At 72.2% G+C, this 10,829-nt stretch carries 10 protein-coding genes; 2 read left to right on the top strand and 8 right to left on the bottom strand.

What is annotated here, in order from left to right:
* From E4A51_RS18575 to E4A51_RS08685, 6 genes are all read right to left on the bottom strand, one after another.
* On the bottom strand, positions 1 to 864 hold an 864-nt coding region (locus E4A51_RS18575; RefSeq protein ID WP_206120004.1), incomplete at its 3' end, for a hypothetical protein.
* A 6-nt stretch (positions 865 to 870) separates the two neighbouring features.
* Positions 871 to 1,476: a DUF6318 family protein gene (locus tag E4A51_RS08705; RefSeq protein WP_134851471.1), complete on the bottom strand. Its 606-nt coding sequence runs from the start codon at positions 1,474 to 1,476 to the stop codon at positions 871 to 873.
* A 93-nt stretch (positions 1,477 to 1,569) separates the two neighbouring features.
* Positions 1,570 to 2,394, bottom strand: coding sequence for a hypothetical protein (locus tag E4A51_RS08700; protein ID WP_134851470.1), 825 nt, complete (start codon positions 2,392 to 2,394; stop codon positions 1,570 to 1,572).
* Positions 2,394 to 3,386, bottom strand: coding sequence for a hypothetical protein (locus E4A51_RS08695; RefSeq protein WP_134851469.1), 993 nt, complete (start codon positions 3,384 to 3,386; stop codon positions 2,394 to 2,396). The genes E4A51_RS08700 and E4A51_RS08695 overlap by 1 nt, the downstream gene beginning before the upstream one ends.
* A 109-nt stretch (positions 3,387 to 3,495) precedes the next feature.
* Positions 3,496 to 4,392 carry a hypothetical protein gene (locus E4A51_RS08690; protein ID WP_134851468.1) on the bottom strand — a complete coding sequence of 299 codons (897 nt, stop codon included), beginning with the start codon at positions 4,390 to 4,392 and terminating at the stop codon, positions 3,496 to 3,498.
* On the bottom strand, positions 4,385 to 4,978 hold the full coding sequence (locus tag E4A51_RS08685; RefSeq protein WP_134851467.1) for a DUF6318 family protein: 594 nt from the start codon (positions 4,976 to 4,978) through the stop codon (positions 4,385 to 4,387). Before E4A51_RS08685 ends, E4A51_RS08690 begins: the two co-directional genes overlap by 8 nt.
* A gap of 108 nt (positions 4,979 to 5,086) precedes the next feature.
* On the opposite strand from E4A51_RS08685, the gene E4A51_RS08680 reads away from it, so the two are divergent.
* Both E4A51_RS08680 and E4A51_RS08675 read left to right on the top strand, forming a co-directional pair.
* The gene (locus E4A51_RS08680; protein WP_167748867.1) at positions 5,087 to 5,854 is read left to right on the top strand and encodes a DUF429 domain-containing protein; all 768 of its coding nucleotides are present in this window, start codon (positions 5,087 to 5,089) and stop codon (positions 5,852 to 5,854) included.
* A gap of 126 nt (positions 5,855 to 5,980) precedes the next feature.
* Complete coding sequence (locus tag E4A51_RS08675; RefSeq protein WP_134851465.1) at positions 5,981 to 7,108, top strand: hypothetical protein; 1,128 nt, start codon at positions 5,981 to 5,983, stop codon at positions 7,106 to 7,108.
* A gap of 44 nt (positions 7,109 to 7,152) precedes the next feature.
* Here E4A51_RS08675 and E4A51_RS08670 read toward each other — a convergent pair whose 3' ends face one another.
* Together E4A51_RS08670 and E4A51_RS08665 are read right to left on the bottom strand one after the other, a co-directional pair.
* The gene (locus tag E4A51_RS08670; RefSeq protein WP_134851464.1) at positions 7,153 to 8,340 is read right to left on the bottom strand and encodes an McrC family protein; all 1,188 of its coding nucleotides are present in this window, start codon (positions 8,338 to 8,340) and stop codon (positions 7,153 to 7,155) included.
* The gene (locus E4A51_RS08665; RefSeq protein ID WP_134851463.1) at positions 8,315 to 10,720 is read right to left on the bottom strand and encodes an McrB family protein; all 2,406 of its coding nucleotides are present in this window, start codon (positions 10,718 to 10,720) and stop codon (positions 8,315 to 8,317) included. The genes E4A51_RS08670 and E4A51_RS08665 overlap by 26 nt, the downstream gene beginning before the upstream one ends.
* Between the last annotated feature and the right edge of the window lie 109 nt (positions 10,721 to 10,829).

Below are 10,829 nucleotides of genomic sequence, written 5' to 3'. Positions count from 1 at the left end.
GCAGTGGGTGGCGACGAGGTGGGAGGTGCGTTCTTCGATGGTGAGGGGGGTGCTGGTGGTGGTTGTGGTGGCGGTGCCGTTGATGGTGTGCCAGGTGGTGGTGCCGTCGATGAGGTAGCGGCCGGTCCAGGTGGCGGTGAGGGTGATGGTGGTGGTGCCGGGGGTCTCGTATTCGTGGAAGACGTCGTGGTGGGGGTAGGGGTGCCCGGGGCTTCGTGTGGTCAGGGTGTGGCCGTCGCCGAAGTCGTAGGTCCAGGTGGTGGGGGTGGCTTCGACGGTGATGCCGTGGCCGAGCAGGTCGGTGCGCAGGGTGATGGGGTCGGGGTCGGTGGTGACGATGGTGGCGATGTTGATCAGGACCCAGCCGCGGTCGGGTTGCAGGGTGAGGGTGGGTGCGGGCAGGGGCAGGCGGCGGAAGTCGGCTTCGGTGAGGGTGGGCAGCAGGTCGGTGCTGCAGCCGCCGAAGTCCAGGCGGGTCCAGGGGCCCCAGGGTGTGGCGGGGGTGGTGCGTTCGCGTCGCCACATGGGCCACACGACGCTCTGGCCGGGGCCGGCGCACAGGACGGGTGCGTTGGGGGTGCCCTCGCCGTGGGGGCAGGTGCCGTCGCCCGAGCCGCGGATCCAGGTGCCGTCGGGGTTCTGGCAGTTCGGGGCGCGCTGGTAGTCCACGAGCCGCTGCTCCAAGGGGACTGACTGGTTCCGACGCGCCTGCTCCTCGGCACGATTTGCCGCGAGGTGCGCGGCACCGTCCTGCAGGTTTCCCCCGAAGATCGGCGAGCCGGGCCCGTCAGCGTTGGCAGACGTCGCGATGAGCGTCGCGCAGCAGGCTGCCGCCAGTGCCATCAGCCATCGGTTGACCGTCATCGCCGATCACGACTCCGTTGTGGCGGCGGGCCCGATCTCGTCGATCTGCCAACCGTCGGACCACGTCATCACCACATCGATGGCGCGGTCCTCGGCAGGGTGCTCCCGCACCGGCGCGTCCTGCGGGTCTACCTCCGTCGACGGACCGATCGAGACGTGAAGCGTGGCGGAGTACCAGCGGTTGGCCTCGATTTCGAGGCCTGACGCGGAGAGGACCTCGGCCGAGCTGAGCGTGCGGTTCCCGCGACCGCGGACCTCGACGACATCGGATCTCACCCCCGAGCAGAACTGGCATCCAGGAGCCGAGAGGGCGTCCCACTCGGTGAAGTCGCCGGTTGCGTGCACGTAGGGAAACAGCGAGATGAAGTAGCTCGCTGCCGCAGCGGCGCCGTCGGCGTTGGGCGTCGCCATGGCGTCCGGCCGCTCGGGAGGGGCCGTCATGCCCTGCGTCGGGGCCGATGTCGGCGTCGCGCTCGGGGAAGGGGGCGCGCTTCTGTCGGGAGTCGCAGACGTCGTGGGCTCGGGTGTCGGCGACCCCGTGCACCCGAAGGCCGCCAGCGCGACCAGCCCCGTCGTCAGCACCGCGCGCATCGCTCGCCCCTGCATCCGCATGCCGGGAAGGTACCGGTTCGCGACGGTCCGGCGAGAAGGGTTCAGCGGATCTGTGGACGGACCGGGGTGGGGTCGAGGGCGAGGGTCCGTGGGTCAGGAGGGGCTGTCGACCGTGGCCAGCGCGAGCGCGGCAGCGGCTGCGGCGTCCGCCGCGAGCACGTCGCGTGGCAGGTCGTCGCCGTCGAGGAGGCGCTGCGCGGCGTACAGCTGTGCGGGCCGCCCGGCGGGATCGGCCAGCTGGGTGATCGCGGCGCGGAACCCGGCGAGGTACTCGCGCTCGCGCCCGGCGGGCAACGCGGCCAGTGCCGCTCGGGCTCCGGCCACCGGCCCGCCGGCGATGTTGTGGAGCAGGACGAACGCCAGGTCGTACGGGTCTCTGTCCTGCCGTCGGCCCAGCACGGCCGCGGCCTTGGCCAGCAGGTAGCCGCCGAGGTCGGCGAACGGCGCGTCCACGGTCGGCGCCCCCTCGTCCGTCAGCGGGATCGGACGCATCACGCGAGACCCCAGCGCCGCTCCGGGCCCGGCGACGTTCATGACCGCCATCCGGTCGCAGCCGGGGACCGCGATCTGCTGCCCGACGTGGTCGAGCACGTCCACGAGCAGGTCGATCCGGATGGGCACCCCGTCGACGCTCGTCACCCACTGCCACGCCCGCGCATCACCGGTGGGCTGGAAGTCCGCCGCGTCGAGCGCGTGCTCGAGCCACCCGAGGTCGAGCTCGTCACGGTCGTAGACGACGCCGATCTCGATCACGAGGTCGATGTCGGCGGTCCCCTGGTGGGGTGCGTCCGGCACGGGCGCCAGCAGGTCCGGGTTCAGGCCGCCGACGACGACGAACTCCTCGGCGTGCCCGGCGGCGTGCGAGACGAGGCGGGCGAGCGCGCGCTCGGCGAGCGCACGCGTGCGACGGTCGCGCATCAGAACCCGATCCTCTGCTCACGAAGGTGCGTCGCGTACTCCTCGGCGCGCACGCCGCCGCGGCGGCGCAGGTCGCCGTACAGCCGGACGTCGCCGACGGCCGGGAAGGGGGCGGCGGTCGCGGCGGCGCGCGCGAGCGGGAGGGTGTACCTGTCGGCGCGGATCACGCGCACGCGCACGCCCGTCTCGGCGCGGCGCATCCCCGCGGACGCGAGCAGCGTGTCGATCGAGCCGTCGAACTCGGGGCCGTCCAGGTAGAGGTCGATGGGCGACGGCGTGGTCCCCAGCGGTGCGCGTGCGTCGAGCGCGACGAGCCCGGTGACGGCCCACGCCGATGGCGGCCAGGCGCGGGCGACGACGTCGGTGATCCAGGTCTCGGCGTCACGGACCAGGGTGTGCGCACCGACCGCGTCGTCGGCGCGCGACGCGTACCAGGTGCACCAGGCGTCGAGGAGCGCGCCGCGTTCGCTCACCTCGCGTGCCGCGGTCGGGCCGCGGCGGGGGCCGACGGCCGTCGTCCAGCCCTGCGAGTCGAGGTACGCCAGGGCTCGCGAGGTGGCCCCGCGCGACACGTGCACCGTCGCGGCGAGCTCGTCGACCGGGGGCACTCTCGTCTCCCCGGTCGCGCAGCGCTGCAGCAGGTGCTCGGCGACGGCGGCTCCCGCGGCGGTGAATCGTGCGGGCGCAGCAGGCGGCGGGGCGGGCGGGCTCGGGATGCGGATGAGGACCGGACCGGCCGTGAGGTCGATGCCGCCAGCCTCGTCCGCCCAGCTGACGCCGCGTTCGGCGAGCAGCGCACGGCTGCCGGGTGACAGGCGGCGCGCCACGACGACGGGCGTCGCGTGCGCATCGACGGCGTCCTCGATGGTGCGCAGGGCGAGCGCGACGTCGGCAGGGTAGCCCTCGCCGGCCCACACCGGAACGAGGTGCTGTGCGTCGTGGTGCTCCAGGGTGACCGTCGTGCCGTCGATGGTGACCGGACTAGTCGGCACAGCATCCCGCAGGGCGCGAGCGAGTGCGTTGGTTGCCCTGCGCCGGCTCGCCTCCATAGTTGTTCACTGTAACAGTGAACAACTCGGATGCGTGTGATCCGTGCCTCCGTCAGCAGTCGGCGGGCTTGGGGCGGGTGTTGCAGTGGGTGGCGACGAGGTGGGAGGTGCGTTCTTCGATGGTGAGGGGGGTGCTGGTGGTGGTTGTGGTGGCGGTGCCGTTGATGGTGTGCCAGGTGGTGGTGCCGTCGATGAGGTAGCGGCCGGTCCAGGTGGCGGTGAGGGTGATGGTGGTGGTGCCGGGGGTCTCGTATTCGTGGAAGACGTCGTGGTGGGGGTAGGGGTGCCCGGGGCTTCGTGTGGTCAGGGTGTGGCCGTCGCCGAAGTCGTAGGTCCAGGTGGTGGGGGTGGCTTCGACGGTGATGCCGTGGCCGAGCAGGTCGGTGCGCAGGGTGATGGGGTCGGGGTCGGTGGTGACGATGGTGGCGATGTTGATCAGGACCCAGCCGCGGTCGGGTTGCAGGGTGAGGGTGGGTGCGGGCAGGGGCAGGCGGCGGAAGTCGGCTTCGGTGAGGGTGGGCAGCAGGTCGGTGCTGCAGCCGCCGAAGTCCAGGCGGGTCCAGGGGCCCCAGGGTGTGGCGGGGGTGGTGCGTTCGCGTCGCCACATGGGCCACACGACGCTCTGGCCGGGGCCGGCGCACAGGACGGGTGCGTTGGGGGTGCCCTCGCCGTGGGGGCAGGTGCCGTCGCCCGAGCCGCGGATCCAGGTGCCGTCGGGGTTCTGGCAGTTCGGGGCGCGCTGGTAGTCCACGAGCCGCTGCTCGAGAGGAATCGCGGCGTTCTGCTCTGCCCGACGCTCAACGGCGCCGACGGTGATCAGGTAGGCCTTCTGGTCGTCGGAGACCGCAGCGTCGAGGTCGTCAGCCCGTGCGGCAGGGGAGGTGCTGGCCGCGAGAACGGCCGCGACGAGCAGAGCTGGCCCGAGCCTGTGGAGCCCTGCACTACGCACGGGCCGCGTCGATCGCTCGGACGACCCAACCCGACTCCCACCCGAGGGCAACGTGAATCTGGAACCGCCCTCCGTCGCCGTCGGGGACTCGTTCCCCGTCCTTCGTCACTTCGAATGACGGTGCCTGAACGACGACGAGATCGGCCGCATACGTCTCCCCGGGTGCCACTTCGATGCCTTCAGCGGACTCGATCGTGATCTCGGCGCCTTCTCCCACGACTCCGCGTGCTGTCTGGTCTTCGACGCTCCTCCTGACGTTCTGGCAGTACTCGCACGTCTCCGACGACAGCGCCGACCACTCCGTCAGGTCGCCGCTCGCAAAGACGTAGGGGTACAGCGCGAAGAAGTAGGAGGCGGCGGCGGACGCCCCGGTGGCACTCCGGTCCGACATCTCGGCTGGCCGCTCAGGCGGCATCATCGCGTCCAGTGTTGGTGAACTTGATGGCGTCGCGGTCGGCGAGAACGTCGTGTCTGTGGTCGCAGACGTCGCGGGCCCCGGTTCCGGTGACCCCGTGCACCCACCGGCCACGAGCACGACCATCCCCGTCACCACCGCCGCGCGCGTCGTTCGCCCCTGCATCCGCATGCCGGGAAGGTACCGGTTCGCGAGGGTGCGGCGGTGAGGGTTCAGCCGATCTGTGGACGGCCCCTACCCGCCCGGGCTCGTGTCGGCGCGGCGGTGTTCACTGACCCGGTGAGCAGAGCAGGAACCGTGCGCGACGAGCCGCGCAGGTACGTCGGGCTCGACCTCGCGTGGGGACGGGCGGCCCGCACGGGTGTCGCGGTGCTCGACGAGCGTGGTCGGCTGGTGCACTCGTCGTCCGTGCGCACGGACGACGAGATCGACGCGGTCCTCGACCGGCACACGGGCGGGCGGGACGTCGTCGTGGCGGTCGACGCACCGCTCGTCGTGCCGAACCTCACCGGGCGGCGGCTGGGGGAGGCGCTGGTGACGCGGCACTTCGGGCGGTTCCACGCCGGTGCGCACCCGTCGAACCGGGGCCGTCCGCACATGGACCCGCCGCGCGCCGAGACCCTCGCGCGGCGGCACGGCTGGCACGTCGACCCGGACGTCCGGCCCGGACGCGGGGTGTCCGTGGCGGTCGAGGTGTACCCGCACCCGGCGATGGTTGTGCTGTTCGGGCTGCCGTGCGTGCTGCCGTACAAGGCCAAGCAGGGGCGGTCGCTCGCGGTGCGGCAGGCCGCGTGGGCCAAGTTCCTCGACCACGTCGAGGACGTCATGGGCGACACGCTCGGGCTCGGCGACGACGCACGGTGGGCGGCGATCCGCCACGAGGTCGCGGGCGCCGAGCGGGCCGCCGTGCTCGAGCGGGTCGAGGACGAGGTCGACGCGATCGTGTGCGCGTACCTCGCGTGGCTCTGGGGGACGCAGCGCGAGCGGATGATCGTGCTGGGGACGGTGGGCGAGGGGTACGTCGTGGTGCCGGGGCTGCCGACGTGAAATGCCGTGCTGGTACTTCGACGCCTTGGGGCGATTCTTGCTCAAGAGCGTGTCGCAGCCGCCCGATCCTCCGGGTGAGGCCCTTCGCCCGCGCCGCGGACACCTCCGAACGGCGAACGGACCGAGATGACCGAACAGAACACGGAGACGACCGCGACCGGCACGGTGCCTGGGCCCGACCTCGTGGATGCGGCGCGTGGAGCTCTCGGGGCCGAGGGTGTGCAGGCGCAGATCTACAAGGCGATCGCCGTGCAGCGGCCTGTCGTCCTGGAGTACCTCCGTTCCTTGCGCCGCGATGCGCCTGAGGCGACGGCGGCCGAGCTGCGCCGAGAACTCGATCGACGGTACGTGCGGACGGTGACGACCGCGAGCACCGGGGTCGGTCTGTCTGCGGCGATCCCTGGTGTCGGAGTAGCGATCGCGCTCGGACTGGGCGCAGCGGACCTCCTGTTCTTCTACGAGACGACGGCGCTGTACGTGCTTGCGGTGGCCGAGCTGCACGGCGTCGAGGTGAGCGACGCGGCACGTGCTCGGCCTCTGGTCTTCGGGATGATGCTTGGCGAGAAGTCCCAGAGCCAGGTCACGAAGGTGGTCCTCGGGGCGATTCCCGGGATGGACGGTGCCGACGCCCGCACGGTCGCGGCGGGGGTGGTGGGGACGGCACTGCCGAACGGTTGGGGCGAGGTGCTCACCCAGCAGCTGCCAGACTCGGCGCTCGCGCCGGTGCTGACCGTGCTCGCACGGGAAGCGATCAAGGTCGGCGGCAAGCTCGGGGCGGGCACGGTCGGCAAGGTGATCCCCTTCGGCGTCGGAGCCGTGATCGGCGGGGTCGGGAGCTTCACGTTCGGTCGGGACGTGGTCAAGGCGTCACGCGCTGCGTTCCCCGGCGAGCCCGAGACGTTCCCATCCGCGCTCGTGGACTTCGCGAAGGCTGAGCGCGGACCGGCGGAACCGTCTCGCGCGGTGCTCGCACTCCAGGCGGCGGCCGGTGAGGTCGCCGAGCTCGGCGGTGACGTGAGAGCGGCGGCGACACGCTTGACGGACGTGTTCCGATCCGTCGATCTCGACGGGGACGGCGTGCCCGACGAAGCCAGGGCCGTGACGGCGGTGAAGGGTGCCGGCTCCGCCGTGAAGGGCGCGGCGGCCGGTGCTGCCAGCGCGGTCTCGGGTGTGGTCAGACGAGGACGGGGGCGCAAGGTCGGTGCCGATGACCCGACGACGCCCGAGCCTGGGGAGACGTCCGCGGACTCGTGATGGCGTCTGCCGGAGGGAGGGGTCGTTCCAGACGACCTCCGGTGTCACGCGAGGTGCGTGGTGAGCGCTCGGATCTGCGCCCAGATGAGGGCAGGCGGTGTCGAGAGGTCGATGGAGTGCACCATGATGGTCGGCCCGCCGTGGCGCACGACGAGCGCGGGGATGCCCTCAGCTCGTGCGTAGACCAGGTGGCCGCGTTCCAGTGCCAGCGCCGTGCAGTACGCGAGCATCTGGTAGACGTCCGACGGAGGGGCCGACGTGCCGTCGGTGACCTTGTACTTGGTGTCGAGAACGACTGACGGCACCCCGCGGGCGTCGTACACGACGAGGTCCGGTCGGAGGTGGACCGTGCCACGTTCGTCGAGGCGCCACGTGGTGTCCTGCGGGGCCGGTCGACCGCCGCGCCCCGACAGGACGTCTGCGAGCGCGCTGCAGACGAACCGCTCGAAGACGGAGTTCATGTCGACCGCGAGGCCCACGGCTGCGGTGTCGCCGAGCGCCAGGTCGAGGCCGGACCCGCCGAGCACGAGGCGGGCGAGGTCGACGGCGGGCCGGTAGCGGACGTTCAGACGCGTCCAGGCGACGTCCGGGACCGGCCCGTCGATGCGCAGCGGCGTGACGTCGTCGAGTGCCGCGACGATGCGGTGGAGGCTGCGCTGGACGTCGGGGTGCGGCCGGAGACGGGTCAACGCGCGGGCGGCGGTGAGCAGGAGGCGGTTCTCGAGGACGTCCTCGTCGTGCTCGTCGTACCGGACGGCGACGGGCGCCCCTCGTCCGGGGCGTCGGCGCAGCTGCTCGGCGACGTCGACCCGTCCGCGGACGGTGTGACGTGTCTCTGACACCGGTCGGTATCCGCGCAGCACGCCGTCCTGGAGCACCCGCTCGGTGACGCGGGCGAACAGTGCCGCCACCGCGGTGGTGAGGTCGGGCGCCTGCGCGAGCTGGACGACGTCGTCGAGGACGGTGTCAGCCTTGCGGCCGGCGGCCACCCCGAGCAGGAAGAGCACGTTGCCGACCGGCGTCTTCGGTCGGACGACGACGTCGGCGCCGTCCGCAGAGGCCGCACCGACGATGCTCGTCGGAGTCACCGACCACCGCACGGTGCCGTCCGGCGTCCAGGACTCGGCCTCGACCTTTGCCCGGAAGGTCTGCTGGAGCAGCCGGACCTGCGCGGGGGTGAGGGCCAGGCCGCGGGTCGTGCGCCACTCAGTCAGCGTCAGCGTCGTCGACATCTGCCGCCGCCGTGGGTGCCCCCGTGCCTCGCAGCGCGTCGAGCGTCAGGGAGTCGAGCAGGGCCGTCCGTCCCCACAGATGCTCGCGCAGCGTGGGCAGCACGTCGAAGGTCCAGATCCGCTCGACGTGCGCGGCGGTGAGGTCCTTCCGGAGGAAGTGGCTGGGGCCGATCGAGGCGGCGGGGTCGTCGATGAGGCGGTTGGCCTCGCGCAGGACGTCGGCGACCCAGGCGAGCGTGGGCGCGTGGGTCGCGAGGAACGTCGGCAGAACCTCGGACAACGGCGGCTGCTGCGGGTCGAACTCGACGAACGAGAAGCGTCGCCGCAGGGCGGAGTCGAGCAGGGCGATCGACCGGTCGGCGCTGTTCATGGTGCCGATCAGGTACAGGTTGGCCGGCAGGTGGAAGGGTTCGTCCGAGTACATGAGCCGGGCGTCGTCGCCGCGGTACTCGAGCAGCAGGTACAGCTCGCCGAACACACGGGCGGCGTTGCCGCGATTCAGCTCGTCCACCACGAGGACGTAGCTGTGCGCGGGGTCGGCCGCGGCGGCGCGTGCGATCGTCTTGAGCGGACCCTCGCGCAGCACGTACCCGTCCTGCTGCGGGCGGTAGCCCTCGACGAACTCCTCGTAGCCGTAGGACGGGTGCAGCTGGACGATCTGGCAGCGGTCGGGGCTGCCCGCGAGCCACTGGGCGTACTCGCGCGCGACGTACGTCTTCCCCGTGCCGGGGCTGCCGGTGAAGATCACCTGGTTGCGGTCCTGGAGCAGCTCGTCGACGGTCTGGAGGAATGACTCGTCGAGGTGGAGCCGGTGTGCGAGGTCCGCCAGGCTCTCGTCCGTCACGGGAGCGTCAGTGGCCGTGGGGTCGGTCGTCTCGGGGCCGTCAGGCGCGGTCGGGGCTGACGGCGGGTCGACGTGCTTGCCCTTGCGCCACGCGAGCAGCGCGTCGAGCTCGGCCGGCGTGCTCCCGGGCACCTCGGCGGCGTCGACGGCGGTCCAGATCAGACCCTGCGCGTCGAGCCGGTCGCGCAGCGGGGTGCCGCGTCGGTGCATGAGGTCGAGGACGAGGTCGAGGAGCGCCAGGAAGCCGTCGTAGACCTCGCTGTCCGGTGCGGTCGGCTCGCTGCGCCGGTACGCGACGATGTTGGCGAAGCGGCCGACGTAGCGTGACCGCCACGGCGGCTGGACGTCCGCACCGTGGACCATCCGGAGCATGGACGACACGCTGAGGCGTGACCCTTGCTCCGCCAGGACGTCGCTCGGCAGCGCTCGCCGGAAGTCGTCGAGCGCTGCGGCGCTGGGGTCGGTCCACAGGGCGAGCAACGCCCGGCGGGCTGCGGTCTGGTCGGCCTGGACCCACGCCAGCAGCTCGTCGTAGGCGCGGTAGTTGACGAGGTTCGTCCCGCGGAAGGCCTTGGCCAGGTCGGCGGCCCACGACGGGTCGTCGCGTTCGACCAGGTCCCGCACGGCGACGAGGCGCTGCGTCGCCTCCAGCTTGTAGGCGCGCTCGTCGGCCTCGAGGTCGATGCGCTCGGACGTCCACTCGAGCCAGCGCCCCGCGCGCGTCCACGCGGGGGAGGGCGGTGCGTCCCACTCCCAGTAGTGCGGGGCGCGCCAGAGGTTCACGAACCGATCGGGGGCTCCCGCGCGCTCGGCGAGACCGCGGTAGACGTTGCCGAGCCGGACCGACTGCGGCAGGTCCGCCGGCCCGGCGAGGTCGGGCCACGTGGCGACGATCCGGCTGCGGCCGCTGGTGCCGACGACGGGTGGGAAGGCGTCGGGGAAGAGCAGGTGCTCCAGTGCGGCGCGCTGGATCCCGGCGCCCTGGGTGAGGTCGAGGTTCCCCAGCGCGGCGCTGAACCGGTGAGGGTCGTCGAGGAGTGCGCGGCGCTCGTCGAGGGGGAGACTCTTCACCATCGCCACGACCTCGACCAGGAAGCCGAAGAGCTTCCAGCGGTACGTGCCGTAGGCCGTGCCCGTGCGCACGAGACCGGCGTCCAACGCCTGGGCCAGCTCGCTCGGCGGTGGGGTGGTGCCGTCGGCGAAGCCGAGGATCCGGCCGACGATCGCACGCTTCTTGCTGCCGCCGATCACGTCGGAGCGGGCGATCAGCAGGTGGACGAACATCAGCTCGGCGGCGAGCTGCACCGCGCCGCGGGACGACGTCGCCAGCTGGGTCGACAGCTTGGAGACGAACGACCCGCTGCCGGTGTCCGGGCGCTCGACGAAGTCCCGCACCAGCTCCGCGGCCTGGTCCAAGGTCGAGCCGGGACCGCCGCTGAACAGCGACCGGTCGTCGACGAGGCACTCGTCGCGCCAGCGCGCCGCGGCGGCGTACACCGGGCGGGCGGTCGGGTACGGGATGCGCGTGGCCGACATGGGCGACAGTCAAGCAGGGGGCAGTCCCAGTCGGTGGCTGCTCGAGGGTGAAGGTGTACCCGGGATCGAGTCCAGCGGTCTGTGCGGGAGTGCTCTCCGCAGACTGCGC

It is taken from the genome of Cellulomonas sp. HD19AZ1, assembly GCF_004535805.1.
In the GTDB taxonomy this organism is placed as follows: domain Bacteria; phylum Actinomycetota; class Actinomycetes; order Actinomycetales; family Cellulomonadaceae; genus Cellulomonas; species Cellulomonas iranensis.
The sequence above is the reverse complement of the archived record's forward strand: the minus strand, read 5'-3'. Positions and strand labels throughout refer to the sequence as shown.

Excerpts from the sequence above, each read along its gene's own strand:
- E4A51_RS08705 (WP_134851471.1), bottom strand. The coding sequence starts at position 1,476 with ATGCGGATGCAGGGGCGAGCGATGCGCGCGGTGCTGACGACGGGGCTG.
- E4A51_RS08700 (WP_134851470.1), bottom strand. The coding sequence starts at position 2,394 with ATGCGCGACCGTCGCACGCGTGCGCTCGCCGAGCGCGCGCTCGCCCGC.
- E4A51_RS08685 (WP_134851467.1), bottom strand. The coding sequence starts at position 4,978 with ATGCGGATGCAGGGGCGAACGACGCGCGCGGCGGTGGTGACGGGGATG.
- E4A51_RS08675 (WP_134851465.1), top strand. The coding sequence starts at position 5,981 with ATGACCGAACAGAACACGGAGACGACCGCGACCGGCACGGTGCCTGGG.
- E4A51_RS08670 (WP_134851464.1), bottom strand. The coding sequence starts at position 8,340 with ATGTCGACGACGCTGACGCTGACTGAGTGGCGCACGACCCGCGGCCTG.
- E4A51_RS08665 (WP_134851463.1), bottom strand. The coding sequence starts at position 10,720 with ATGTCGGCCACGCGCATCCCGTACCCGACCGCCCGCCCGGTGTACGCC.